Origin of the sequence: Corynebacterium sp. ACRPF, assembly GCF_022347395.1 — a bacterium.
Taxonomy (GTDB): Bacteria; Actinomycetota; Actinomycetes; order Mycobacteriales; family Mycobacteriaceae; genus Corynebacterium; species Corynebacterium tuberculostearicum_D.
In genome coordinates this window covers 20,860-47,637 of the sequence record NZ_JAKRNB010000017.1, presented here as the reverse complement: position 1 = coordinate 47,637, position 26,778 = coordinate 20,860, and the positions used below count along the sequence as shown (strand labels likewise).

General features: G+C 60.6%; 22 protein-coding genes, 1 tRNA gene and 1 pseudogene. 16 read left to right on the top strand and 8 right to left on the bottom strand.

Going from position 1 to position 26,778, the window contains the following annotated elements; genetic code table 11:
* Together MHX61_RS08820 and MHX61_RS08815 are read left to right on the top strand one after the other, a co-directional pair.
* Positions 1-404: M23 family metallopeptidase (locus MHX61_RS08820; protein ID WP_239194206.1), on the top strand; the 404-nt coding region annotated here is incomplete at its 5' end.
* Between the two features lie 652 nt (positions 405-1,056).
* Positions 1,057-1,815: a M23 family metallopeptidase gene (locus tag MHX61_RS08815; protein WP_204609805.1), complete on the top strand. Its 759-nt coding sequence runs from the start codon at positions 1,057-1,059 to the stop codon at positions 1,813-1,815.
* On the opposite strand, the gene pcrA is transcribed toward MHX61_RS08815, so the two are convergent.
* Positions 1,812-4,337: a DNA helicase PcrA gene (gene pcrA / locus MHX61_RS08810; protein ID WP_239194204.1), complete on the bottom strand. Its 2,526-nt coding sequence runs from the start codon at positions 4,335-4,337 to the stop codon at positions 1,812-1,814. The genes MHX61_RS08815 and pcrA overlap by 4 nt on opposite strands.
* Positions 4,338-4,434: 97 nt before the next feature.
* On the opposite strand from pcrA, the gene MHX61_RS08805 reads away from it, so the two are divergent.
* From MHX61_RS08805 to pgi, 3 genes are all read left to right on the top strand, one after another.
* Positions 4,435-4,758, top strand: a complete 324-nt coding sequence (locus MHX61_RS08805) for a chorismate mutase (RefSeq protein ID WP_005323805.1) — start codon at positions 4,435-4,437, stop codon at positions 4,756-4,758.
* 47 nt (positions 4,759-4,805) lie between these two features.
* The gene (locus MHX61_RS08800) at positions 4,806-6,152 is read left to right on the top strand and encodes a Na+/H+ antiporter family protein (RefSeq protein ID WP_239194202.1); all 1,347 of its coding nucleotides are present in this window, start codon (positions 4,806-4,808) and stop codon (positions 6,150-6,152) included.
* 86 nt (positions 6,153-6,238) lie between these two features.
* The gene (gene pgi, locus MHX61_RS08795; RefSeq protein ID WP_239194200.1) at positions 6,239-7,876 is read left to right on the top strand and encodes a glucose-6-phosphate isomerase; all 1,638 of its coding nucleotides are present in this window, start codon (positions 6,239-6,241) and stop codon (positions 7,874-7,876) included.
* A gap of 165 nt (positions 7,877-8,041) precedes the next feature.
* Here pgi and MHX61_RS08790 read toward each other — a convergent pair whose 3' ends face one another.
* The 3 genes from MHX61_RS08790 to MHX61_RS08780 are packed head-to-tail and all read right to left on the bottom strand — an operon-like array spanning position 8,042 to position 14,110.
* Positions 8,042-8,455 carry a YccF domain-containing protein gene (locus MHX61_RS08790; RefSeq protein WP_239194198.1) on the bottom strand — a complete coding sequence of 138 codons (414 nt, stop codon included), beginning with the start codon at positions 8,453-8,455 and terminating at the stop codon, positions 8,042-8,044.
* Positions 8,456-8,473: 18 nt separating this feature from the next.
* Entirely contained in the window at positions 8,474-9,292 is an 819-nt protein-coding gene (locus MHX61_RS08785) for a DNA-formamidopyrimidine glycosylase family protein (protein WP_239194196.1), read from the bottom strand.
* A gap of 18 nt (positions 9,293-9,310) precedes the next feature.
* Complete coding sequence (locus MHX61_RS08780; RefSeq protein WP_239194194.1) at positions 9,311-14,110, bottom strand: ATP-dependent helicase; 4,800 nt, start codon at positions 14,108-14,110, stop codon at positions 9,311-9,313.
* Between the two features lie 35 nt (positions 14,111-14,145).
* On the opposite strand from MHX61_RS08780, the gene MHX61_RS08775 reads away from it, so the two are divergent.
* The 6 genes from MHX61_RS08775 to MHX61_RS08750 all read left to right on the top strand — a co-directional run bounded on the left by MHX61_RS08775 (position 14,146) and on the right by MHX61_RS08750 (position 17,350).
* On the top strand, positions 14,146-14,904 hold the full coding sequence (locus MHX61_RS08775) for a 3'(2'),5'-bisphosphate nucleotidase CysQ (RefSeq protein ID WP_239194192.1): 759 nt from the start codon (positions 14,146-14,148) through the stop codon (positions 14,902-14,904).
* A 10-nt stretch (positions 14,905-14,914) separates the two neighbouring features.
* Positions 14,915-15,712 carry a thymidylate synthase gene (locus MHX61_RS08770; RefSeq protein WP_239194190.1) on the top strand — a complete coding sequence of 266 codons (798 nt, stop codon included), beginning with the start codon at positions 14,915-14,917 and terminating at the stop codon, positions 15,710-15,712.
* Positions 15,712-16,242, top strand: coding sequence for a dihydrofolate reductase (locus tag MHX61_RS08765; RefSeq protein ID WP_239194188.1), 531 nt, complete (start codon positions 15,712-15,714; stop codon positions 16,240-16,242). Before MHX61_RS08770 ends, MHX61_RS08765 begins: the two co-directional genes overlap by 1 nt.
* A complete protein-coding gene (locus MHX61_RS08760; RefSeq protein WP_200436020.1) occupies positions 16,242-16,523 on the top strand; it encodes a glutaredoxin domain-containing protein in 282 nt (93 codons plus the stop codon). Before MHX61_RS08765 ends, MHX61_RS08760 begins: the two co-directional genes overlap by 1 nt.
* 69 nt (positions 16,524-16,592) lie before the next feature.
* Positions 16,593-16,668: transfer RNA gene (locus MHX61_RS08755), tRNA-Arg, on the top strand.
* A gap of 88 nt (positions 16,669-16,756) precedes the next feature.
* The gene (locus MHX61_RS08750) at positions 16,757-17,350 is read left to right on the top strand and encodes a Type 1 glutamine amidotransferase-like domain-containing protein (protein ID WP_239194186.1); all 594 of its coding nucleotides are present in this window, start codon (positions 16,757-16,759) and stop codon (positions 17,348-17,350) included.
* A gap of 180 nt (positions 17,351-17,530) precedes the next feature.
* Here the strand turns inward: MHX61_RS08750 and MHX61_RS08745 are convergent.
* A pseudogene (locus MHX61_RS08745) lies at positions 17,531-17,923 on the bottom strand (DUF2871 family protein).
* Between the two features lie 381 nt (positions 17,924-18,304).
* Between MHX61_RS08745 and MHX61_RS08740 the strand changes: the two are divergent.
* The 5 genes from MHX61_RS08740 to MHX61_RS08720 all read left to right on the top strand — a co-directional run bounded on the left by MHX61_RS08740 (position 18,305) and on the right by MHX61_RS08720 (position 23,743).
* Positions 18,305-19,336, top strand: a complete 1,032-nt coding sequence (locus tag MHX61_RS08740; RefSeq protein WP_239194184.1) for an ABC transporter substrate-binding protein — start codon at positions 18,305-18,307, stop codon at positions 19,334-19,336.
* A gap of 54 nt (positions 19,337-19,390) precedes the next feature.
* Positions 19,391-20,959: an iron ABC transporter permease gene (locus MHX61_RS08735; protein WP_239194210.1), complete on the top strand. Its 1,569-nt coding sequence runs from the start codon at positions 19,391-19,393 to the stop codon at positions 20,957-20,959.
* A 2-nt stretch (positions 20,960-20,961) separates the two neighbouring features.
* Positions 20,962-21,990 (top strand): ABC transporter ATP-binding protein, encoded by a 1,029-nt coding sequence (locus MHX61_RS08730; protein ID WP_239194182.1) that lies wholly within the window; start codon positions 20,962-20,964, stop codon positions 21,988-21,990.
* Between the two features lie 335 nt (positions 21,991-22,325).
* On the top strand, positions 22,326-22,631 hold the full coding sequence (locus tag MHX61_RS08725) for an OsmC family protein (protein WP_239194180.1): 306 nt from the start codon (positions 22,326-22,328) through the stop codon (positions 22,629-22,631).
* Positions 22,632-22,744: 113 nt separating this feature from the next.
* A complete protein-coding gene (locus tag MHX61_RS08720; RefSeq protein WP_239194178.1) occupies positions 22,745-23,743 on the top strand; it encodes a DUF1906 domain-containing protein in 999 nt (332 codons plus the stop codon).
* 2 nt (positions 23,744-23,745) lie between these two features.
* On the opposite strand, the gene MHX61_RS08715 is transcribed toward MHX61_RS08720, so the two are convergent.
* Genes MHX61_RS08715 through MHX61_RS08705 form a run of 3 tightly spaced genes read right to left on the bottom strand, consistent with a single transcriptional unit; the run spans position 23,746 to position 26,774 of the window.
* Complete coding sequence (locus MHX61_RS08715) at positions 23,746-24,744, bottom strand: hypothetical protein (RefSeq protein WP_239194176.1); 999 nt, start codon at positions 24,742-24,744, stop codon at positions 23,746-23,748.
* Between the two features lie 39 nt (positions 24,745-24,783).
* Complete coding sequence (locus tag MHX61_RS08710) at positions 24,784-26,427, bottom strand: cation acetate symporter (RefSeq protein WP_239194174.1); 1,644 nt, start codon at positions 26,425-26,427, stop codon at positions 24,784-24,786.
* Positions 26,427-26,774, bottom strand: coding sequence for a DUF485 domain-containing protein (locus MHX61_RS08705; RefSeq protein ID WP_005328356.1), 348 nt, complete (start codon positions 26,772-26,774; stop codon positions 26,427-26,429). Before MHX61_RS08705 ends, MHX61_RS08710 begins: the two co-directional genes overlap by 1 nt.
* Positions 26,775-26,778 lie beyond the last annotated feature (4 nt).

Below are 26,778 nucleotides of genomic sequence, written 5' to 3'. Positions count from 1 at the left end.
ACGAAGCTGCTCGCGCACCGTCCGTAGCTCGCCCGGCCGAGGGCGCATTCACATCCCCATTCGCTATGCGCTGGGGCACCTTCCACAAGGGCATCGACATCGCCAACTCTCCCGGCACCCCAATCCTTGCCGTCATGGACGGCACCGTCATCGACTCCGGCCCAGCTTCCGGCTTTGGCCAGTGGATCCGCATCATGCACGATGACGGCACCATGACCGTCTACGGCCACATGCAGACCCTTGACGTTGCCGTGGGCGAGCACGTCCACGCCGGCCAGAAGATCGCTGGCATGGGCTCGATGGGCTTTTCCACCGGCTCCCACCTCCACTTCGAAGTTCACCCGAACGGTGGCGAGGCAATCGATCCGCAACCTTGGCTGGCTGAGCGCGGCATCGATATCTAAAGAGCCGCACACCGACTACCTTCTTGTTGAGCGCTGCAGAGAACTTCTCTGCAGCGCTTTGTCATGCCCACAGATACTCTCCCGTCACCTAGTGCACTCGCCCGGAAGATAGGATTGCATCAACTGCGCTCCAGACCGCCCCAAGGGCGCACTACACCGCGCTTGGCGCCGCCTGAGTACTCCGCTGCCACTAGCGAACACAGCACCAGCTAGACCCTCACCACGACCCCATAAAGGCGCCAGAAGCACATTCAGGCAAGTCCAGTGCGCAGACTTGTCGCAGGTGAGTGGATATTTTTAGCTTGCAGCCGCCGATACCGCACGAGACGGCAGCCCCAAGCCTTGGGCGCCACCCCCAAGGTCCACCCCCAGACCCTAAACCAGTACTTTACAGACGCCACTCCAATCACATTGGTAACACGCGCAACAAGCTGGCATGTTCGAATAATTTCGAATTATTTCCACCTCTACCAGCGTTTTTTAAGATTGCGCGGGCCGTTCGGGCGGGCTAACTTTTAACTCGTTGCCACAAGCGATTTCGGACGCAAGCATTTCAGCTTTCGGCGTGTCGCGGTTGGCAGTTGCAAGACGCCGCCCTCACTAGGGCACAAGCGTCCCGAGACCATGCACAGCCATGAAAAGGACTTAAGATATGAAGCGCATGAACCGCGCACGCAAGAACGTGGCGCTGAGCATCGTTACACTCGGCACCGTACTTGCTACCGGCACCACCGCTTTTGCTGCAGAGCCAGTGGCTAGCGTGGACGTATCGGACGGCTCCTCCGAGCCCACCGCTACCAATGTAGATAACGCCGGAGTGGTCGACGCCCTTGTTGGCCTAGCCACCACCTCGGTTGGCCTGCTCAACGGCGAGGCTACCCCGCAGGTAGATGGAAACGAATCCGGCGGAGTAAATATCGTCTTGGATCCTGGATCTGTACCGGGATTGAAGGAAGCATTCGCTCCACAGGGAAATCACTCCGGACTCACCACGAAGCGCGGCAAGGACTCCGCGGGCAATACCGTGGTCTTTCCTACCTCCGGCACACTTACTTCTGGCTTTGGCCAGCGTTGGGGCACGATGCACAACGGAATCGACGTAGCTAACCCGGTGGGCACCCCGATTCACGCGGTTATGGACGGCACCGTCATCAACTCCGGCCCAGCGCAGGGCTTTGGCAACTGGATCCGCATCCAGCACGATGACGGAACCATCTCCGTCTACGGCCACATGCCGGCAGACCAGCTCAAGGTAAATGTGGGCGAGCGCGTGACCGCGGGGCAGGAAATCGCCGGCATTGGCAACGAGGGCCACTCCACTGGCCCGCACCTCCACTTTGAGATTCACCCAGGCGGAGGCGCCCCCGTTGACCCAGTTTCCTGGTTCAACGAGCGCGGCATTTCGGTCTAAAGCTTTTCCATCGGCACTCCGCCGATGAGCATCAGCCGGACCTTACCGGAAGAACCAAAGTCCACGGTGACCGTGGCGCGCTTGCCGGAGCCGGACGTCTCAATGACAGTTCCGAGCCCGTACTTAGCGTGATTGACGCGGTCACCCACGGCTAGGTTGAGGTTATTGTTCTTAGGCATCGAGGTCGCCGCCGGCTTGCTGGTGCGCTGCGATGGGGAAGACGCAGCGCGCCCTGCACCGCGCGCCCCAGACCTGGAACCACCACTGCCCCACCCGGACCAATCGCGGCCGTAGGAGCGACCATATTGGTAGTCGTCCTCGCCCCACGCTCCGGTCAGGGAGCTATCGGAGTCTTCGCGCCGCCAGTTGATGAGGTCTTCTGGGACCTCGCCGAGGAAGCGGCTGGCGGGATTAGTCACCGGATTGCCCCACGCCGAGCGCAAAATGGCGCGGGTAAGATACAACTGCTCGCGAGCGCGGGTAATACCTACATAGGCGAGGCGGCGTTCCTCGCTTAATTCCTTCGGGTCACCCAGTGAGCGCATATGCGGGAATTGGCCATCCTCCCAGCCGGTCAAAAAGACCACGGGGAACTCAAGGCCCTTTGCGGTGTGCAAAGTCATCATGGTGACCACACCAGTCTCGGAATCAGGGATCTGGTCAGCATCAGCCACCAGCGATACCTTTTCCAGGAATGTCTGCAGCGAACCGGGCGAGGCTTCGCCCTCCTCTACTAGCTCAGAGGGGTCCACTGCATCCGCACCGGATGCAGCAAGCTGGTTGGCCGCCTCCGAGGTGAATTCGCGCGCCACCGATACCAACTCGTTGAGGTTATCTAGACGCGCGCCATCTTGCGGATCGTTGGAGTTTTCCAATTCCGCCTTGTATCCCGTGGCATCCAAAATGGCGGAAAGCAACTCGCCCAAATCCGGTTGGCCGGTAACCTCATCGCGCATGGACGGGATCTGATTACGGATACCCTCCATCATGTCGTTGAATTTGGTGACTGCGTTAATCGCCCGGGTGCCAAGGCCAGGGACGTCGCCCCGGGGGACATCGGCAAGCGCCTTGCCAAAACTAATGCCGTGGTTTTCCGCATGGAGGGCAATATGCCCCTGCGCCTTGTCACCAATGGCACGCTTGGGCACGTTGATGATGCGGCGCAGACTTACCGTATCGTCCGGGTTATCCAAGATGCGCAGGTAGGCCACCATGTCGCGGATTTCGCGCCGCTCATAAAAGCGCGTGCCACCCACCACCTTGTACGGAATTCCGGAGCGAATGAAGATATCTTCCAGCGCACGGGAGGCGTTGTTGGTGCGGTACATGACCGCGATATCGGAATAGCTGCGGCCCCTATCCGCCAAGGAGTCGATTTCAGAGGCGATGAAGCGCGCCTCGTCGTGCTCATTATCGGCAACGTAGCCTACGATCTGCTCGCCCTCACCGTGGGCGGTCCACAGGTTCTTTTCGCGGCGGTTCTCATTCTTGGCAATCACGGCATTGGCCGCGTTGAGAATGGTCTGCGTGGAGCGATAGTTCTGCTCCAGCAAGATGGTGTGCGCCTGCGGGTAGTCGCGCTCGAATTCCTGAATATTGCGGATGGTGGCCCCGCGGAAGGCATAAATGGACTGATCGGAATCGCCCACGACGCATAGCGCCGGCGCATCCGGACCGAGCTCTCCCCTGCCTACGAGCGCGGCAACTAGGGCGTATTGGGCGTGGTTGGTGTCCTGGTACTCGTCGATAAGCACGTGCTTAAAGCGCCGGCGATAGAAATCCACCACCTGCTGGTGCTGGGTGAAAATCCGCACCACCTCACCGATGAGATCATCAAAGTCCACGGCATTGGCCGCGCGCAGGCGGCGCTGGTATTCGGCATAGACCTGGGCCACGGTGGTCTCAAATGGATTCTTGGTCTGCTGCGCCTTCTCCAGCGCGGATTCGGGGCCGATGAGCTCGTTTTTGTGGTTAGAAATCTGATTGGCCAGCACGCGCGGGGTGTACTTCTTCAGATCCAGCTGCATGTCCTTGGCAATCATGGACAATAGCCGGCGGGCATCATCGCCATCGTAAATGGTGAAATTGGTATTAAGACCCGGCACCAGCTGCGCATTTTGGCGCAGGATGCGCACACAGATGGAGTGGAAGGTAGATACCCACATGCGCTCGGCCACGGGGCCTACTAGCCCGCCCACGCGCTCCTTCATTTCCGCAGCGGCCTTATTAGTAAAGGTAATGGCGAGGATCTCCCACGGATTTACCCCGCGATGGCGCATGAGATAGGCAATGCGGCGGGTAAGCACGGCGGTCTTGCCGGAACCGGCGCCGGCCACGATGAGCAGCGGGCTGCCCGAGTGGGTAACGGCCTCCAGCTGCTGTGGGTTGAGGCCCTCGGTCAAGGCATCGGGGGATTCGGATTGCGGGCTCGCTTCACGCGGTGCGCCGAAGCCGCCAAAGGGGCTAGGGTTCGAGGCACCGTCGGTGGACGGGGAAGGGCTAAAAGGAGAGTTTTCGTTCATAATGCCTTCCAACCTACTAGCCCCACCGGACACGCCCCGTATCCGCCGTGCGAGCTGCTATTTCCTTTTGCGCGGGCGGGTGGCACAATATGGTCTTATGACCGCAGAAGATAACAAGGACATCGTCGATAACGGCCTGGACATCCGCACGCCTTCGGGCACGGATGATCCCCTATCTGATGCGGAGATCCAACAGTATCGCGAAGAAATCAACCGCATGGACCGCATCATCTTGGATGCCGCTAAACGCCGCACGGAAGTCTCCCAGGCCATTGGCCGCACCCGCATGAACTCCGGCGGCACCCGCCTGGTCCACACCCGCGAGATCGCCATTTTGAATCAGTTCCGCGATGAACTCGGTGAGGAAGGACCCACCATCGCCTCGGCGCTGCTGCGCATGGGCCGCGGCCGGCTGGGTTAGCCGAATAATTACTGGCCAGCCGATACTATGCAGTACCCTGAATTAGCATGAATGCAGTTCTCGTCGCCGTCATTGTCATGCTCGTGCTCGCCCTCCTGCGCGTGCATGTGGTGGTAGCGCTCTTCCTAGGCGCCATCGTCGGCGGGCTCCTGTCGGGCATGGGGCTTGATGCCACCATGGTCGCCTTCCAAGACGGCTTGGGCGGCGGCGCCAAGATTGCCCTAAGCTATGCCCTCTTGGGCGCTTTTGCCATGGGCGTGGCCTCGGCCGGGCTGCCACAGGTCCTGGCTAACTTCCTCATCCGCAGGCTCGGCGGCAGCGGCGAAGCAGACCCTAAGACCGCCCTGGCCACCAAATGGATGCTCATCCTCGGGCTCATCGCCATGTCCGTGATGAGCCAGAACCTCATCCCAGTCCACATTGCCTTCATTCCGCTCATCATCCCGCCGCTACTTACGGTGATGAATAAGCTGCGCCTGGACCGCCGGCTGATTACTACCTGCCTGACCTTCGGCCTTATCACCACCTACATGTTCATTCCGGTGGGCTTCGGCTCCATTTACTTGAACGATATCCTGCTCTTTAATATCCAGCAGGCGGGGCTTGATACCTCCGATATCAATATCATGCAGGTCATGGGCGTGCCGGCGCTCGGTATGCTGGCCGGCCTACTCATCGCTATCTTCTTTAGCTACCGCAAGCCGCGCGACTATGAGAACCTGCCCATCACGGCTGAGGAGCACCAGGAAACCCCTTCCGCCTATAAGGTGTGGGTTTCCGTCGTGGCCATCATTGCCACCTTTGCGGTGCAGATCGTCATGCAGGCGCTCGACTTCGAATCCGATGGCCTCATGGTCGGCGCGCTGACCGGCCTGGGTATTTTGCTGCTTACCGGCGCGGTGGACTGGAAGCACGCGGACGATGTCTTTACCAATGGCATGAAGATGATGGCGCTCATCGGCTTCATTATGATCACCGCCCAGGGCTTTGCCTCGGTTATGACGGCCACCGATGAGGTCGGCCCGCTAGTCGATGCCACTGCCAACCTCTTTGGCACCAATAAGGTCCTCTCCGCCGGCGCGATGCTGGTGGTAGGCCTCGTGGTCACCATGGGCATCGGCTCGTCCTTTTCCACCCTGCCCATTATTTCCGTTATCTATGTGCCGCTGTGCATGTCGCTGGGCTTTAGCCCCGCGGCCACCGTGGCGCTTATTGGCACCGCAGGCGCGCTTGGCGACGCCGGCTCTCCCGCCTCCGATTCCACCCTCGGCCCTACCGCGGGCTTGGGCGCGGATGGCCAGCACGACCACATCCGTGACTCGGTTATTCCCACCTTTATTCACTTCAATATTCCGCTGCTTATCGCTGGCTGGGCAGGCGCGCTCATCCTCTAGAAGGCCCCGACGCGGTTGCCCTTTCTGGACTACGGTGGGAGGGGTACATGTTGCCAATGCGCTAGTTGCCAGAAAGGCCTACCACCATGGATATCACCGCATCTGCCCAGTGGAGCGAGCTCGCGAAGGTATATGAGGATAAAAGGGACCTCAACCTCCGCGAGCTTTTTGCCGCCGATGCAGACCGCGCCCGCAACTTCACCTTCGACGCCGCCGGTTTGCACGTCGATCTGTCGAAGAACCTGATCGACGGGGACATCGTCAAGCAGCTGGTTGAGGTAGCCAAGGCCGCCGACCTTGAGGCCCGCCGCGATGCCATGTTCGCCGGCGAGCGCATCAATAACACCGAGGATCGCGCCGTGCTGCATACCGCGCTGCGCATCCCGGCCGAAGATGACTTGAGCGTTGATGGCCAGGATGTTGCCGCCGATGTCCACGAGGTCTTGGGCCGCATGCGTGATTTTGCCACCGCGCTGCGCTCCGGCGCCTGGCTGGGGCATACCGGCCACACCATCAAAAAGGTGGTCAACATCGGCATCGGCGGCTCCGACCTTGGTCCGGCCATGGCGGCCAAGGCACTGCGTTCCTATGAGGTCGCCGGCATCTCTGCCGAGTTCGTCTCCAACGTGGACCCGGCCGATATGGCCGCCACGCTCGATGGCCTCGATGCAGAATCCACCCTGTTTATCATCGCCTCCAAGACCTTTACCACCCAGGAGACGCTAACCAATGCACACGCGGCGCGCCGCTGGCTCATCGAGCAATTCGATGGTGATGAATCCGCCGTGGCCAAGCACTTCGTCGCCGTGTCCACCAATGCGGAGAAGGTAGCCGAGTTCGGCATCGATACCGAGAACATGTTCCCATTCTGGAACTGGGTCGGCGGCCGCTACTCCGTGGATTGCGCCATCGGCCTGTCCCTCATGTGCACCATCGGCCCGATGGACTTCATGCGCTTCCTCGAGGGCTTCCACGCCATGGACGAGCACTTCCGCACCGCGCCACTGGAAGAAAACGTCCCAGCGCTCATGGGCCTCCTCGGTGTGTGGTACACCAACTTCTTCGGCGCCCAGACCCACGCCGTGCTGCCCTACTCGCAGGACCTCGGCCGCTTCCCGGCCTACCTGCAGCAGTTGACCATGGAATCCAACGGTAAGTCCGTGCGCCGCGATGGCACCGCGGTTACCGCCCCGTCCACTGGTGAAATCTACTGGGGCGAGCCGGGCACCAATGGCCAGCACGCCTTCTTCCAGCTCATGCACCAGGGCACCCGCCTCATCCCGGCGGACTTCATCGGCTTTGCTCGCCCGAAGCAGGACTTCCCCACCGCCGACGGCTCCGGCTCCATGCATGACCTGCTCATGGGCAACTTCTTTGCCCAGACCAAGGTGCTGGCCTTTGGCAAGACCGCAGAGGAAATCGCGGCCGAAGGCGTAGACGAGGCCGTCGTGCCGCACAAGGTCATGCCGGGCAACCGCCCGACCACCACCATCCTGGCCGAGGAGCTGACCCCTGCCGTGCTCGGCGCACTCATCGCCCTCTACGAGCACATCGTATTCACCCAGGGCGTTATCTGGGATATCAACTCCTTTGACCAGTGGGGCGTGGAGCTCGGCAAGCAGCAGGCCAATGACCTGGCCCCGGCCGTCTCCGGCGCTGAGGCCGCCGATTCCGGCGACCAGTCCACCGATGAGCTCATCGGTTGGTACCGCTCCAACCGCTAATGGCCCACTTTTAGCCGCGTTATCCCCGCCCAACCACTCGGCGGAGCGGATAACGCGGCCGCTTTTTGGCCTCGCTTGCCACACGGCTATGTAAAACAAGCACGTTCCGCCCAAAATCAGCGCGAAATCGGGCGAAACGTGCTTGTTTTGTCAGCGGAATGTGGTTTAGAGCTTGACCATCGGCTCCCAACCGAATGGGATATGGTCAGAGTCCACAATCTTGCGGCCGAACGGGAAGCAGGTAACCGGGATCATCTTCAGGTTGGCCAGGGCTGCCGGGATGCCCACGATGGTCACTACCTGTGCCGCCGCGGTGGTGACGTGGCCAATGGCCAGCCACAGGCCGGCGACCACGAACCAGACGACGTTGGAGAAGGTGGACATGGAGCCACTCCCCTTTACCGGCTGCACCACCGAGCGGCCGAATGGCCACAGGGCGAAATTAGCCATGCGGAACGACGCCACGCCCGCTGGAATGGTGACGATAAAGATGCAGGCGATAATGCCAAAGAGGAAGTAGGCCAAGGCTAGGAGGAACCCGCCGGTGATGAACCAAATGATATTGAGAAGGGTACGCATAGCCCCCACCCTAGCGGCCTACGCCGAGCGGTGAAGCGGCTGGCAATGCGGGCACCACCAGATGATGCGCTCGAGTTCGCCTTCGTCGCCGCCCAAGTCCACACCGCCGAGCGCGCCCTTGGTAATGAACGTGCCGCAGCGGCGGCAGCGCTTGCGATTGCGGCCGAAGACATAGGTGGTCTCCCCGGCGCGGCGCACACCGGTGGTCACGCGCACCGGGGAGGTGCGGTTAGCCCACATGATGCGCCGGGAAATATCGAGGATGCGGGCGGTATCGACCTCGGCTACTGGAGTGGCGGGATGCACGCCGGCGAGGAAACAAGCCTCGGCGCGGTATTCATTGCCGATGCCTGCAACGACCTTCTGATCGAGCAATGCCGCGCCGATGGCGCGCTGCGGCCGGGAGTTGAGCCGGCGCAGGGCTTCCTCGCGGTCCCAGTGGGGGTCGAGGATATCCGGACCGAGGTGCGCGATGCGCTGGTGGTAGTGGTCGGCGGGATAGATGTCCACGAAGCCTAGCTGGTGGCCGACGACCTCGATATCGCGCGGGGAGTTGGCCAGCTGCAGTACGATGCGGGCGGTATGCCCAGGCTTGCGCCAGCGATCGCCTGCGTAGTGGATGGCCCAGGTGCCCTCCATCTTGAGGTGGGTGTGCACGATGGTCTGGTCGAATTGCATGAACAGGTGCTTGCCGTAGGGCCAGACGCGCTCGCACACCATGCCGTCGAGGTGAACGGTGGCGTAGCGCGGCACGCGCACGGAACAGCCGGTGACCTCGCGGCCGGCCATAAACTGCAGGCGGTTGGATAGCTGCAGGACGGAATCGCCTTCGGGCATAACACCTCCTGTGGATCTTTAGCGGCGGTACCCGCCGCGCGGGTGGAAACCACCATTATTGCGCGGAGCGGGCGGAGGATCATCAAAGCTGAGTTCTTCGATGGCATCGGCGGCCCGGCGGCCTGCCCGCGGGGTGCGGGGAGCGGCGGCGCGAGCGGAGATGCGCACGCCCTTCGGCGTAATCCCGGCGCCGGCGTCGCGCAGGTGGGCCGCCACATCGGTTTTGTGGATGGGGCTGCCATTGCACTTTTCGACGACCAACGGGGACAACACTCCCCTTGCCACCATGTCCGTGAGCGCAGAGACCAAGCGGGGATAGACCTCAGCCGGGTCGATGCCATCGGGCAGCGATTCGATAAAGGTGGTGAGGGTTTTGCCGCCGCGGGTGAGGTGGGCGATGGGCAGGCCGTCGATAAGCACCACCAGCGCACCGGCCGAACGGGTGGGGCCGCCGGTGGCCTTGCCGTCGGCGTCGTCGCGCTGCGGCCAGGGCAGGGCCGCGCCGTAGGGATTAGCAGGGTCGCAGGCGGCGAGGACATAAGTCTCGGGCTCGGTGGTGCCAGAGGGCCAGCCGGTCACGTCCGGGGAATCGGCCAGCCCACGCAAGCGGTCGATGATGGCGGGCGTGGAAAATTGGGCGGCGCCCAGCCCATCGATGACGTAGCCGCGCATGGCCTTGCCGGATTCCTCGAAGCCGGAGAGCACCTTATAGGCCAGCGCGAAACCGCCGAGCACGTCCTCGGCCACGACGGAGCCGCGGGTGAGCACGCCGTAGCGGTCGAGCCAGGCCTCGCCGTGGGCGACGGAGCGGGAAGTGGCATCGGTGGCGGCAGGGACGGCGAGCGACCACCGGCCCATGACATCGGGCGGGGTCCCGGCGCCCGCGGCGTTCTGCGCTTGGGCGAAGGAGGTGCGCCCCATGCGCAGGCGGGAGCGGGTAGGCCGGCGCTTCGAGCGGTGCGCGGTGCGGCCTGAGCGCGAGCCGCCGGATGACAGCCGGGTGCGGATCGGCGCGAAGGAATCGGGGCTTACCAGGCCCATCTCCACTAACCCCCAGAGGGCCTCGCGGGTCTCCTCGGTGGTGCCGGGGGCCTCGGCGGCGATATCGGCAAAGAGGAAGCCACCGCCGCGGCCGAGGACGTCGAGGATGGCGCGCTGCAGCAAGCTGACCCCCTCGGCATCGGTTTCCGGGGCGAGTTGGGCGGCATAGTCCGAGGGCAGCAGCATGATCCAGGGGTCGGCCGCACCGGCCTTGCCGGCGCCTAGGATGAGCACCTCGCCATTGGAGGTGAGCTCATCGAGCATGGTGGGCGAATAATCGCCCACGCGGGCGGGCAGGATGAGCGATTCCCACGCGGAGGCGGGCAGGCGCACCCCGGCGAGCTGCTCGATGACGGAAAAGACGCCATCCGCCCCGCGCAGCGCGGGGCGCTTTCCGGCCGGGGCGATGCTATGCCACTCCGGCAAGAAGCGGGCGAAGGTAGCGCCCGAGACCGGCTCGGTGGCCGCCCTAGCTGCGGCGAGCGAGCGCGAACGAATCGTCTTCAGCACCGCGGCGGCGCAATACTCCTGCTCCTCCACTCCCTGGCGGTAGCGGCCTTCTACCACCCCATCGAGCGCGCCGAGGACGGTGTGCGCGGCGGAGACCGAAATGCCGAAGGCCTCGGTGAGATCGCGCAGCACAAACGGACCGCGGGTGCGCGCCCAGCGCGAGACCAGCTGTGGCAGGGCATCGGAAATGGTGGCCACTTGGGCGGGGATGCCGGGAGGGATGGGGATGCCCAGGGCGTCGCGAAGCAGGGGTGCATCCTGCGCTTGGGCTAGGTGCTCGCGGCCGCCAATGCGCACGCGCATAATCCGGGTGCCCAGCTGGTCCAGGGCGGAGAGAGGAACGTCGGTGTGCTCGCCCAGCTCGTCCACGGGAATCGGACCGAGCACGCGCAGCACGTCCGCCACCTCTTCGGTGGTGCGTGCCCGGCGCGAGGGATCGGTGCGTTGGAGCTGGGCGTGGACCTCGGCGATGATCTCCGGATCGAGCAGCTCGCGCAGCTCTACCGTGCCGAGCAGCTTGGCCAAAAGCGCTGGGTCGAGGGCCAAGGCGGCCGCGCGCTTTTCCGCCAGCGGGGAATCGCCCTCGTACATAAACGCGCCTGTGTAGTTAAACAGCAGCGAGGAGGCGAAAGGCGAAGGCTGCTCGGTGGTGACCTCCGCGATGCGGATGCGGCGGTGGCCCAGCTCCCGCATGACCTCCGTGAGCGCAGGAACATCGTAGACGTCCTGCACGCACTCGCGCACCGTCTCCAAGATGATGGGAAAGGACGGGTACTTGCGGGCAACGTCCAAAAGCTGCTCGGCGCGCTGGCGCTGCTGCCACAGCGGCGCGCGCTTGCCTGGATTGCGCCGAGGCAATAACAACGCACGCGCCGCGCACTCGCGGAAACGGGAGGCAAAGAGCGCGGAATTGCCCACTTGCTCGGCCACGATATCGGCGATCTCATCGGCGTCGAAGTCAAAGATGGATCCATCGGGCTCGGATTCTGCCTCCGGCAGGCGCAGCACGATGCCGTCATCGCCGGCCACGGCCTGCGGATCCATGCCGGTGCGCTCGCCTACCCTGGCCCCCACCGCCAACACCCACGCGGAGTTGACCGGCCGGCCAAACGGAGTATGCAGTACCACGCGCCAATCGCCCAACTCATCGCGGAAGCGCTCGAGCACCAAAGTCTTTTCATCCGGGATGACACCAGTGGCCTCGTTCTGCTCCTGCAGATAGGCCACGATATTGGAGCGCGCATTATCATCGGCATCCGCAATGATCTCCGGCGAGGAAAAGACCTCGCGGCGATACTCACCTAGCGCCTTGCCCAACTCATAGGGGCGGCCCGCGCCATCGCCATTCCAAAATGGCAGGCGCCCGGTATGCCCCGGCGCGGGCGTGACCAATACCTGGTCGCGCGTGATGTCTTCGATGCGCCAACTGGTAGCACCCAAGGTGAACACATCGCCCACCCGGGACTCATAAACCATCTCCTCATCCAGCTCGCCCACCCGGCGCGGAGCGCCACCGGAGCCCTCGCCCGAGCCGGTATAGAGGAATACTCCGAACATGCCCCTATCCGGAATCGTGCCACCGCTGGTCACGGCCACGCGCTGGGCGCCAGGCCGCGCAGTCATCACTCCCGTCACGCGGTCATAGACCACGCGGGGCTTGAGCTCGGCAAAATCCGTGGACGGGTACACGCCGCTGACCAAGTCCAGCACGGAGTCATAGACTTCGCGCGCCAGATCGCGGTAAGGCCAGGCCCGGCGGACCATCTCGTACCACCCATCGGCATCGAGCCCATCGTCCCCGGCCGCGGCCACGGCCGCCACCGTCTGCTGCGCCAGCACGTCCAACGGGTTGCGCGGGGTATGCATCTCTTCAATGAGCCCGGCGCGCATGCGCGCTACCGTCAGCGTGGACTGCACCAGATCCGCGCGGTGCTTGGGGTAAAAGGAGCCGTGAGAAACCGCGCCCACAAAGTGCCCGGCGCGGCCAACTCGCTGCAGGCCGGAGGCCACGGAGGGCGGCGATTCCACCTGCACCACCAGCTCCACTGCACCCATATCGATGCCCAGCTCCAGCGAGCTCGTGGCCACCACGGCCTTGAGCGTGCCCTCTTTCAGCATCGTCTCGGTCATGGCGCGCTCGTCCTTGGATACCGAGCCGTGGTGGGCGCGGGCGATGACGGCTGGGGCCTTGCCGGCGACGTCGACCTGCTTCATCAGTTGGGCTGGGTCGCGGCGGGTCTCCGGCGAGAGCGATTCCGGATCGTGTTCGGCCGCATAGAGCTCATTGAGCCGGCTGGTCAGCCGCTCGGCGGTGCGGCGGGAATTGACAAATACCAACGTGGAGCGGTGCGCCATGATCTCCGCATAGAGGTCATCCTCTATATACGGCCAGATGGACTTGGCCGTGGGCAGCGCGGATTCATCCACGGAAGGCGCGCTAATCCCGATGGCATCATCCACGGTCATCTCCCCGATGGTGGAGCCCTGCTCCGGCGTGGGGAGATCGGACATATCCTCCACGGGCACGTGCACGTCCAGCTGCCACTTCTTTTCCGCGGCTGGGGCCACGATCTCTACCGGCCGGTTGCCACCCAAGAAATTCGATACCGCAGACAGCGGCCGCACGGTGGCGGAAAGACCGATGCGCTGGAAGTCCCCCGCCACCTGCTGCAGGCGCTCCAAGGTCAGCGCTAGGTGCACGCCACGCTTGGTGCCGGCCAAGGCGTGGATCTCATCGATAATGACGGTATCCACCGTCTTCAAAATCCCCGCCGCCTTGGAGGTCAGCATCAGATAGGCCGACTCCGGGGTGGTGATCAAGATATCCGGCGGCTTGCGCACCTGCCGCGCACGCTCAGCAGACGGCGTATCGCCCGAGCGCACGCCTACCGATATATCCGGCACGTCCAGCCCTAGGTTCTCCGCGGTGCGCGCAATACCGGTCAGCGGGGCGCGCAGGTTATTTTCCACGTCCACGCCCAGCGCCTTGAGCGGCGAGATATACAGCACCTTCACCCCGGCGGCGGATCCAGCAGTCCCTGAGCCCACCGGCAGCGCCAGCTGGCCTTCGCGCTCGACCAAATTATTCAGCGCCCACAAGAACGCGGCGAGCGTCTTACCGGAGCCGGTAGGGGCGACTACGAGGGCGTGCTCGCCGCGGGAAATCTTCTCCCAGGCCTGCGCCTGCACGGCAGTGGGGGCGGCAAATACATCCCGAAACCACTGCGCTACTTGGGGCCGGAAGCGGTCGAGGATGTTTTCTGGCATGCCCACACTCTAGTCCGCGTTGTAATGTGGGCACCATGACCGTCGAGATTTCTGATTCCCGCCTGACCAATTCCCTCGCCCAGGGCTGCGGTGAGATCCTTAAGGGTGTGCGCAACGGGGGCCTGCTACGGGGCCTTTCGCTTGGCGACGCCGGCGATGAGGCCGCCCAAGAATGGATCGCCCGCGTCCTCGAGCAGCACCGTCCCCAGGACGGCATGCTCTCTGAGGAAGCCTCCGATGACCTGGCCCGTTTAAAGAAGGACCGCGTGTGGATCGTGGACCCGCTCGACGGCACCAAAGAATTTGCCACCGGCCGCCAGGACTGGGCCGTGCACATTGCCCTAGTAGAAAACGGTATCCCCATCCACGCGGCGGTGGGCCTGCCGGACAAGGGCGTAACCTTCAAATCCTCGGACGTACGCGCGGTCACCGGCCCGCTGTCCAAGAAGTTCGTCATCTCCCGCAACCGCCCGCCCAAGGTAGCTAGCTACATTGCGGAAAAGATGGGCTATGAAACCGTAGGCGTCGGCTCCGCGGGTGCTAAGGCCATGCACGTGCTGCTCGGTGATTATGACGGTTATATCCACGCCGGCGGCCAGTACGAGTGGGATCAGGCCGCCCCAGTGGGAGTCGCCCAAGCCTCCGGCCTGCACTGCTGCCGCCTCGATGGCTCCGAGATTCGCTTCAATAATGAGGACACCTTCATCCCGGATATCCTCATCTGCCGCCCCGAGCTCAAGGATGAAATCTTAGAGCACGCCCAGGCCTTTGCCGAGGAGAACGGCGGCTTCTAAACTAGTGCCCATGATTGAGACCCCGTATGAGGATCTGCTGAAGAAGGTCCTAGAGACCGGCACCCCCAAAGGCGATCGCACCGGCACCGGCACGCGCTCCATCTTTGGCGCGCAGCTGCGTTATAACCTGGCCGAGTCCTTCCCGCTGCTGACCACCAAGAAGGTCTATTTCCATGCGGTGCTGGGCGAGCTTTTGTGGTTCCTCAAGGGCGAGTCCAATATCAAGTTCCTGCAGGACAACAAGGTCCGCATCTGGAATGAGTGGGCGGATGATAACGGCGAGCTAGGCCCGGTCTACGGCGTGCAATGGCGCTCCTGGCCCACCCCGGACGGCCAACACATTGACCAGATCCAGCAGGCGCTCGACACTCTGAAGAATAACCCGGATTCTCGCCGCAATCTGGTCTCTGCATGGAACGTCGCGGAGCTAGATAAGATGGCGCTGATGCCCTGCCACCTGCTCTTCCAGCTCTACGTGGCCGATGGCACCTTGTCCATGCAGGTCTACCAGCGCTCGGCCGATATGTTCCTCGGCGTGCCCTTTAATATCGCCTCCTACGCGGCGCTGACCCACATGTTTGCCCAGCAAGCCGGCCTCAAGGTGGGCGAGCTCATCTGGACTGGCGGCGATTGCCATATCTATAACGACCACGTGGAGCAGGTCAAAGAGCAGCTTTCCCGCGAGCCGCGCCCCTACCCGCAGCTCAACCTCCACAAGGCGGAGGACATGTTCTCCTATGACTTCGCCGATTTTGAGATTGAAGGCTACGACCCCCACCCCACCATCAAGGCGCAGGTGTCCGTTTAATGTTGGGCGCAATCTGGGCGCAGTCTTTGGACGGCATCATTGGCGATGGCGAGCAGATGCCCTGGCACGTGCCGGAGGATCTCAAGCACTTTAAGGACGTAACCATGGGCGCGCCTGTCATCATGGGCCGCAAGACCTGGGAGTCCCTCAACCCCAAGTTCCGCCCACTTCCCGGCCGCGAAAACTACGTGCTCTCCTCCCGCACCCCCGGCCAGTGGTCCGCCGGCGCCCAGGTGCTCACCGCAATGCCCTCGCTTTCCGACGCCTGGGTTATCGGCGGCGGCCAAATCTACACCGCCACCTTGGACCAGGTGGACCGCATTGAGGTCACCCTCATGGGCGTTAATATCGGTAGCACCTACGGCGATAAATCGATCTACGCCCCGGCCATCCCTGATGAGTTTGGGCTTGCCCACAGCACCGACTGGCTCACCTCCGCCAAGGGCCACCTGGCCCTGCCAGATAAAGAGGCCAGCGATCTCCCCATCAAGTACCGCTTTTTAACCTACGACCGAAAGGATGCAGCCTAATGACTGTACAAACCCCCGAAACCACCGCTGACGTCACCATTTTCTACGCGGACTGGTGCCCTTTCTGCGCCAAGCTCATCAAGAACCTGGACCGCACCGAAACCCCGTACGCGCTTGTCGACGTCGAGGGCGACAACACCGACGACATCAACGCCTGGATTGAATCCGTCAACGACGGCAACCGCATCATCCCCACCGTCCTCTACTCCGACGGCACCCACGAGACCAACCCGCCAGCCTCCTCCGTGCGCAATAAACAGAAGGAATTGGCCGAAAGCTAACCCAGCCCCAGCCATTTCGGGGCGCTCCTGCCCCACTGCTATGATTAGCCAAGTTGCACACGCAACCCCGCCCCAGTAGCTCAGGGGATAGAGCACGGCTCTCCTAAAGCCGGTGTCGGTGGTTCGAATCCACTCTGGGGCACCATGTGAAGTCTCGAGACATCGTTCCTATGGTGTCTCGAGACTTTTGCTTTTGAATGGCCGGAGTGGCAAGAATTTCGTAGTATGGGCCCATGAAACTGCTTCTTGCCTCATTCCTGCACCCTGACTTAGGCAACTACATTTCGGGCCGTGTGCTATACATCGATGATGCCGCTTCAGAAATGCGCGATGCACCATTTGCGCAAGCAGAACGGAAAGCAATTGGAGAAGCAGCAGAGACTTTAGTTCCTCTCACCCTGTCACAAACAAAATCAAACGATCTTCAATATGAGATTGCGTCAGCCAACTGTATTTATGTCGCGAGCGGCGAGGTGTTCCACCTTCTTAATGCACTGAGATCAACGGGTGCCGATCGTCTGCTAACTGATGCGGTAAAACAAGGAAAGCTTTATGCTGGAAGTTCTGCAGGAGCGATTATTGCCGGCCCGTCAATTGAGCCGGCATCAATCATGGACGATCCCAAAACTGCACCGCAGCTCACCGACTACACTGGGCTAAACCTCACTCCACATGTCATTGTTCCCCATGCACAAGGAACAACCGGACCATATTCAATAGAGATCATCAGTAAGACTGTCCAGACCTACGGACGAGAATGGAATCTGCTTCTCCTGAGAGATGGGCAAGCCCTCCTTGTGGATGACGAAAAGTCGATTCTCATTTAATCTGCGATGACAAACACGCCAAGCCGACCAGGAAAGTTCAGTTTCCGCCTCAACTACCAGCACTTTCCTTGTGACCGAGCAGTTCCCTTAAAAATACTATGTAGGGACCATGGCGTTCATTTGTTGTGGTGAGCTCCCAGCTCGCAGAGCCGACGTCGTGGCGCTTTGAGACAGTCTCACTCATTGTTGTTCACCTGCTGCCTGGGACTTAGCTTCTTGGCTCTCGCTGATGGCATTGCCCAGCGCTGCGATGAATGCGATTAGACCCACCGTGATGAGGATGTGTCCAAGACCAGCGATACCAGAGATCATTGCAGACGATTCCTCTCCCAGTACGGTCAGGCATCCGTGCCAGATCATGACGCCGACGTTGGCGACCACGCCGACGTTATAGAGTCAGAACAACGCATTGAACTGACCGCGGCGGCGCGACAGACCAAAGACCTTCTCCAATACCAAGAAGATAAGGCTCATCATGAAACCGAGCGCTAGCAAGTGAGTGTGCGCCACGCTTAGCTGAGTGAACTCAGCCGCGGGGAAATCATTAGCCCGCGTGAATTCTCGATAGAACACGCCAACGCCCAAGCCCAACACGAGGTAGAAAATAGATGCCCTAACAAAGCTTTCATGGTCATTTTCCTCCCCCACCGCTGGCACGGCCGGATTAGCGATGAATCAATTACTCTAAGGACTTATCTTTCTATGTCTGGCCCGATTTTGAATCACAGGGCTGGTTGAAGCTGCAATCAACCAATCGGTTGACTGTTTGGCCCATTAGATAAAGAGGGGGCCGACCCTCGTTAGGGATTCCATCGATAACCACCGCATCCTCCGAACACCCGCTCAAGGAGCCTAAAAATTTACTGCACGTTTACATCGATCCCAAGTTTTCTTAACTTCAGTGCAGTTAGATTAATGTTCCTGATCACTACTCTCTCTGGAGGAACTCCCACGATGAAGTCGAAGCACACTTCTCTCTCTGCCATAGCCCTTGCTTCAACCGTCCTTCTTACTTCGTGCGGTGAGCCTGCGTCCAACCAAGAAGATTCACAGGCGACCAGCGATTCAACCTCCATTACCGTCTATACTTCCGAACCAGAAGAAAAGGTCGATGAGATCAATGCGGCCTTCAATGAGGAATACCCCGATATCGAGGTCAATGTATACCGCGCTGGTACCGGTGATTTGAACGCCCGCATCTCTTCAGAGAAGCAATCTGGCGACATTGAAGCGGATGTTTTCTGGGCGGCCGATGCACCTACCTTTGAAAATTACGCCGAGGATGGTGACCTCATCGAGCTTGCCGATGTCGATTCCGATGACATCATCGACGAAGCCAAGGACGACGAAAATTTTTATGTTGGCACGCGCATTATCCCTACGGTAATTGCTTATAACACCGACGAAATTGCAGAAGGCGATACCCCGACCTCGTGGGCGGATCTCACCGATCCGAAGTACAAGGACAAACTCGTCTTGCCTAACCCAGCAGTCTCCGGTGCAGCGGCATTCAACGCCTCTGCGTGGAAGAATAATTCAGACCTCGGAGAAGCGTGGATCGAAGATCTGGGCAAGAATTCCCCGATGATCGCAGAGTCCAATGGCCCTACCTCCCAAGAAATCGCCTCTGGTTCCAAGCCCGTGGGCGTGGTCGTCGATTACCTAGTCCGCGACCTCGCGGATAAGGGATCCCCAGTTGCCCTCGCCTACCCCACCGAAGGATCACCGTATATTTCTGAGCCCGCGGGCGTATTCAAAGACTCCAAGGCACAAGAAGCAGCACAAAAATACATCAACTTCCTGCTTTCAAAGAAGGCACAAGAAATCGCCGTCGAGCAGTCGTACCTCCCGGTGCGTGAGGACGTGGGAACCCCAGCGGACACCCCTGAACTCACAGACATTGAGCTCATGGACCAGGACTTGGGGAAAATCACCAAGGATAAAGACGCCGCCGTCGAGGTATTCCAAAAGGCAGTGTCTTCCTAGTTCTTGGTGGCCCACTTGTTGAAAAATCCCTCCATATCCGCGCTACGCATTGGCATGTGGCTGATTGCCATTGGCCTGTTCATCGCGCCTTTGGCCCTTGTTGTCTCCCTTGCACTGGGCGGAAACCAAATTCCTATCCTGCTAGAGCAAGGGCTCGGCATCGCCACATGGAATTCGCTATTTACCACGGCGCTTTCGGCTCTCGCTGCCGTCATCATCGGCACCGTTATTGCCATCGCGCTAGACCGCACAGATATCTACGGCTCTTCGGTACTGCGCCTATTCTTGCTTTCGCCCCTCTTGGTTCCGCCATTTATCGGAGCGATCGCCTGGATTCAACTCTTCGGCCCGAATCAGGGTTTGAATAAGCTCTTTGAGTTCGAATTATGGAATATCTACGGCGCAGACGGGGTCATTGCGCTGATGACTATCCATTCTTTTCCCACGGCATACGTCATAATTTCTTCAAACTTGCGCTCCATCTCCCCCGATTTTGAGCTAGCTGCCCGAGTATCTGGCGCGTCCGTGATGACAGTTCTGCGCACGGTCACCCTTCCGCTCCTGCGCCCCGCGCTATTGTCCGCGTTCACTCTCACAGCAATTGCTAATCTGGCTGATTTCGGGATTCCCGCCATTATTGGCTCGCCTGCTCGGTTCGAAACGCTCGCGACGATGATTTACCGGTTCATTGACTCCGGCACCGTATCCAACCCCTTACAAGTGGTCTCGACCATCGGCGTTGTCCTCTTATTTTTGGGAATTGGCGCAGTCATCATGGACTATCTCACCTCCCTGAAAAACTCGTCTTCTACACATGACTCCGGAAGTCCGGCGCGCTTTGCACTGCATTCGGCGCGCTGGCCGGTCACGATCATCATGTGGGTATGCGGACTCGCCATTTCCATTGGCCCGATCCTCGGTTTGGCCTACCGCGCATTGCTGCCAGCCCCTGGGGTTCCATTTACTCTTGAAACCATTTCGCTGGCGAACTTTAGCGCTGCTTTATCCAACCCGCGCGTTATCGACGGCCTAACCAATTCCGCGTTTTTGTCCATCACCGCAGCGATAATCTGCGGGATTCTCGGCTGGGTCATCGGAATTTTAGTGACTCGGACCCAGGCGCGGGGAAATACTCTTTTAACACTTTCTGCGCTGCTACCGAGCGCGCTGCCTGGGCTCATCATCGGCGTCGCCTGGCTGATCGCAGGGCGCTATACCGGGCTGTATAACAGCATTTGGATAATCCTTATCGCCTACGTCTGTGCTTTTACCGCACTCGTTGTCCAATCCGTGCGTGCACCGCTCATTAGCACCCCGGTCACCGTGGAAGAAGCAGCGCGTATTTCTGGTGCCACACCGCTTAAGGCGCTATTTACTACCACCGGCGCGATGACCATTCCGGCGGCAATCTCCGGCGCGGTGCTGGTCGCGGTGACCGCGATTCGAGAACTTACTATTTCCGTACTTCTCGTCGCCCCCGGAACCACAACACTGGGTGTCCAAGTATTCAACCTGCAACAGGCAGGAAATTATAACCAGGCATCAGCACTTGCCCTGCTCTTCGCGCTGCTGGGCATCATTGCCCTCGCACTGACTATCCGCGCTCCTAAGGTAAGGACATAATAATGGCGAAAATTGCAGCTTCCCACCTCACGGTCACTTTTCCAGATGGAACCACCGGCCTGCGCGATATCAACCTCTCCATCGAACCCGGAGAACTCATTGCACTCGTTGGCCCGTCAGGCTCCGGTAAAACCACGCTTTTGCGCACCATCGCTGGTTTTATTTCCCCGTCGTCAGGTGAGCTTTACATAGATGGCCGGCAGATGACTGCTATTCCTCCCGAGAAACGCGGCATCGGCATGGTTTTCCAACAGCACGCGATCTGGCCGCACATGTCTGTTAAGAACAATGTTGGCTACCCGTTGCGCCAGGCGAAAGTAGCAAAGCCCGAGCGCGAAGAGCGCATTTCTGAGACTCTAGCTCTAGTGGGCCTGCCAGGATTCGAGGACCGTAATCCGGACAGCCTTTCTGGCGGGCAGCGCCAGCGCGTTGCCCTAGCCCGGGCGATCGTCGCTAATCCCAAGGTTTTGTTACTAGATGAAGCTCTTTCAGCCCTCGATGAACCATTGCGCGATAATTTGCGCCGCGAGCTGGTAGCCCTGGCACAAAAGCAACGCCTAACCACGGTGCACGTCACCCACGATCGCGCCGAGGCGCTGGCAATCGCAGATAGAGTCGTGGTTCTAGACGGCGGCGAAATCCAACAAATTGCTACCCCACAACAGCTGCTGGAAAATCCCGCAAGCCCGCTGGTCGCGGAATTTATTGCGGATGCCACGATTGTCCAGGCCGTTATTTCAGGAGACCGTGTCGAGTGCCCCGCCCTTGGCATTTCTTGGCCATTGAGTAAAGTCTCCGTGCGGGGCGAAGGCACTAAGGCCGCCATCTTGCCGCACCACGCAACAATCGTGGAAGAAAACCATCCAGGCGCCACGGTTCCAGCGGTAGTTGACTCCGCCATTTTCGAAGACGGGCACTACTCCGTTACCGCCTCCCATGGATCTGGAGCCAGATTCCGCACCACCTCGGACGAAAAGCCTTCGATCGGACAATCGGTGCGCATCCGCTTCGCACCGCCCTTGGTTTTTTAGATCACCATCCCGCAGGAACTATGACCAGCTCAGGGATTGCAGAGTGCCGCAATTTTCCGCAACGGTTGCACCCGCCGTCTTAAACATAAAGTTTTAAACCAATGCCGACCACAGCCGACACGGGCCGCCGGTTATCGCAAGCATCTTTATCACCACGCCTCCGGAGAGCAGTGCCGTATACATTCCGAGCCCCCCTTTTAAGTTCTAAGCCATAGGTAAGAGCACTATGCAGTATTCCAATGACTTTAGCGGCGTAGAAACTTCGGCACACTGCGCCATCAATGCGGATGACGCCAGCATCACACCCGGCTGCCAGGAAAGACTTGTTATCGTTGGTGGAGTACCTACTCGCGACCGTAGCTGGATGCACCGCGGTGGACCTAGACGTCGTAACGTCCCGGCACGCGGAGCCGGAAACTTTTGATGTGCACGTAGAGGGTGACCGCGTAAGCGAAGATGGAGCGTCGCGTCTGTCGGAGGTGCGCGTGGGATTCGATCTATCGTTCCCGGATACGGCGGAGGGCAACCAAGCGCGCAAGCTGGTGGACAACCTGATTCGCATCTCCCACGAGAAGGACTGCACGGTATCGCGCACGGTTGAGAACCCCACGCGGGTGGAGTTCAGCAACGACTCGAAATAGCTCCCCGGTGTAAATCTGCGACATGCGGTTTCGCTTCGGAAATAATTCCAGACCTCTTGCTATGGTGCAGTTGTTAACTACTGTGACAAATGTGATTACTGCAGGAGCTCAACATGTCACCATCTTTCTCCCGTCGCGGCCTGTTTAAGGCTGGCGCTCTCGCCCTGACCGCAGGTGCTATCGGCGCTGCCGCACCGAGTGCAGCGGCGCTCGGACCGGTGCGCGGCACCATCATTGATTTCTCCGCCGGCGTACCTTCCCCGCAGGCAATTAAGAATGCCGGTCATATGGGTGCGATTCGCTACGTCTCTGACAAGCGCCCCGGCGCCGCCTGGATGACCGGCAAGCCCGTAACTCTCAAGGAGACTAAGGCCAATGCGGCAGCGGGTCTGCCCACTGCGTCGGTCTACCAATTCGGCCGTGCGGAAACCGCCGATTGGAAGCAAGGCGCAGCAGGTGCGGCAGTACACGCTCCGAAGGCAATTGCGCTGCACAAGAAGGCAGGCGGCCCCACCAATCGCCCGATCTACATCGCGATCGACGATAACCCCACCCGCGAGCAGTACACCCGCCAGATCCGCCCCTACCTGCAGGCATTCTCCAAGACGCTGGAGCTGGCCGGCTACCAGACGGGCATCTACGGCAATTACAACACCATTGAATGGGCGATCCAGGATGGCATCGGCAAGTACTTCTGGATGCATGACTGGGGATCCAACGGCAAGATTCACCCGCGCACCACTATCCACCAGCTGCCACACGGCAAGCAGCAGACGATTGGCGGCGTCATCGTTGACGTCAATGAGGTCTACGCCGAAGACTGGGGCCAGTGGACGCCAGGCAAGTCCGCGGCTCCTGCACCGGCAAAGAAGCCGACCGCTAAGAAACCACAACCTAAGCCGCAGCCGCAGCCGCAGACCAAGGCCCCGAGCAATGGCTCGTCGGACCTGGTCAATCAGCTGAGCTCGCAGCTGCAGAGCACGCACCCGGAGTTACCAGAGCTGCCGCAGGTCACCGCCAATGGCGTGAGCTTTAATGGCAAGACGTTGAGCAACGATCAGATTCGCCAGCTAGCAAAGATCGTCGCAGAGACGGTCTCTAAGGCGCGGTAGTACTACTTCTTAGAGGGCTCGGAGGTTTTCTCCGAGCCCTTCTTTTTGTCTGCGGACTTCTTTTTGGACGTGGTGGATTCGCTGGTGGGCTCCTTGGACGAGGACTTTTTCTCCTTGTCCTTCTTGCTCGAGGAGGTGGTAGAAGTCTCCGAGGTGGAGGTCTCAATCGGTGGGACGTCCTCGCCGTCTTTGTACTTGAGGAAGCGCTCGGTGGCCTTGCCCAGATTCTTACCCGTCACCTCGTCCTTGACGTAGTCGGTGAGGTCATCGGATGAGCCGGTGATGGAGGCGGCGGCGACGAAGTTCTCGCCAAAGGAGACCGAGGAGTTAATGGACTTGTCATTGGACCAGCCCCACTTGCTGCCCACCACGTTGGAGAGCTTGGCGGTGCCGTAATCCTGGCGGTAGCCATCCTCAGAGATGGGATCGGCATGCGCCATGGCTACAAGCACTGGGTGGGTTTCATCGCGGTCGATGAGCTGCGAGATGAAGCTGGCGACGTCATACGTGGAGGTTTGCGAGTAGCCCCACTGCTCGCCGGCCTTGGTGGATTCGAGATTGAATTCATCCGCAATCGTGTCGATGGAATCCGGGTACTTGTCAAAGAGGTCTTCGGCGGACTTATCAGAGGAGCTAGCGATCATATCCAGCGCCTCGTATTTATCCTCGTACTCGCCCTTTTCCATCACGTAGGTGGCGATATAGAGCTTGATGAGGCTTAGCGCCGGGCGGGCTTCGTGCTCCGAGGCAGAGCCCATGTGCATGCCATCGTGCAGGCGGATATAGGTAATTGAATGCCCCTCATCGCCCTCGAGGAACTCATTGGTTTCCGGTGGGACGTCGCGGTTGGTGTCTGTTGCTTTTAAGGGGGCGTCGGCAAGCGCATCGCTTTCGCGCTCGCTATTGCTGCACGCGGTGGTGGTCAAGGCGAGCATGCATACGGCCAAAGCGGCACCAGCCTTAACTGATGCCGCCTTGCGGGTCACGGACGTTCTAAGCACGTCCAACCACATTACCGGGTGAATGCACTTTTCAAGCAATTAATGCTGCACGGGTGCCTCCACGCCCACGCCAGTAAGCGAGCGAACCTCCATCTCTGCAGAAAGCTCCTCAAAGTTGTCCGGCTTGGTCATGGTGGAGACCAACCAGCCGACAAAGAAGGACAGCGGAATGGAGACCAAGCCCGGCGAGGAAAGCGGGAAGATGGCCCAGTCCGCACCTGGGAACATGGAGCTCTCAGAACCGGAGACTGCCGGGGAGAAGAAGATAAGCACCAGGCAGGACACCACGCCGGTATACATGGAAGCCACCGCGCCCGCGGTGTTGAAGCGGCGCCAGTACAGGGAGTACAGGATGGTCGGCAGGTTGGCGGAGGCCGCCACCGCAAACGCCAGGGAGACCAGGAAGGCCACGTTCTGGGTCATGGCCAGGATGCCCAAGATGATGGAAACGATGCCAAGAACCACCACGGTGGCCTGGGAGACGCGGACCTGCTCGGCCTCGGTGGACTCGCCGTTACGGATGACCGCGTGGTAGATATCGTGCGCAATGGACGCCGAGGCGGTAATGGCCAGGCCGGCCACCACGGCGAGCACGGTAGCGAAGGCCACGGCAGAAATAATCGCCATGAAGATGGAGCCGCCAATCTCCATTGCGAGTAGCGGCGCCGCGGCATTGGCCCCGCCCGGCGCGGCCAGGATACGGTCCGGCCCCACCAGCGCAGCTGCGCCGTAGCCCAGAACCAGGGTCATGAGGTAGAAGGCACCGATGATGACGATCGCCCAGGTAACGGACCGGCGCGCCTCAGTGGCGGTGGGCACGGTGTAGAAGCGCATCAGCACGTGCGGCAGGCCGCCCACGCCGAGTACCAGGGAAATGCCCAGGGAGATAAAGTCCAGCTTGGTGGCGGTGGTGGCGCCGTACTTCAGGCCAGGGGCCATGATGTCCTTGGCCTCGTAGCCCTTCTCCTTAATCTGCTCGGAGGCGGCGTGCATGTCGATGGCGTTATTAAACAGGGTGCTAAATCCGCCGCGCAGGGCAATGAAGACCAAGAAACACATGATGACCACGCCGGCGACCAGAAGCACGGCCTTAATCATCTGCACGTAGGTGGTGCCCTTCATGCCGCCGACCAGGACGTAGACGATCATGAGCACACCCACGATGCCCACGACGAGGGCCTGCCACTTGAAGTCGTGGATATCCAACAGCACGGCCACCAGCGAGCCGGCGCCGGCCATCTGCGCGATGAGGTAGAAGAGCGTGACGAAGAGGGTGGCGATGGACGCCGCCACGCGCACGGGCTTTTGCTTCAGGCGGAAGGATAGGACGTCCGCCATGGTAAAGCGGCCGACGTTACGCATGGGCTCGGCGACGAGCATGAGTGCTACCAGCCAGGCGACGAAGAAGCCCACCGAGTACAAGAAGCCGTCGTAGCCATTGAGCGCCACCGCGCCGACGATGCCGAGGAAGGATGCGGCGGAGAGGTAGTCACCGGAGATGGCCAGGCCGTTCTGGCGTCCGGAGAAGCTGCCGCCACCGGTGTAGAAGTCCGAGGCTTCCTTGGTGGTTTTACCGGCGCGCAGCACCACCGCCATGGTGACGATAAGGAAGATGGCGAAGATGGAAATATTCAGGATGGGGTTGCCGGCGGAAGACTCGGCGGCAAGGGTGGTGGTAGTCATTAGATGCCCTCCAGTTCTTCACGGATGGCGGCCGACTTCGGCTCGATATTCTTATTGGCGTACTTCACGTAAATCCACGTGATGATGAAGGTGGTGAGGAACTGGGCAAGGCCGAAGACTAGGCCGATGTTCCAGCCGCCGCCGAGCTCGGTTGCCATGAAGCCTGGGGCAAACACGGCGGCAAGAACGTAGACCACGTACCACACGAAGAAGGCCACGGTCATAGGGAAGGTAAAACTCCGGTAGGTGCGGCGCAGCTCGCCGAATTTGGCGGAGTCGCGCATCGCGATGAACTCGCTACCGGTGGGTTCACGGCGCGAGACAGGAGTTGCAGCTACGTCACTCATAGAG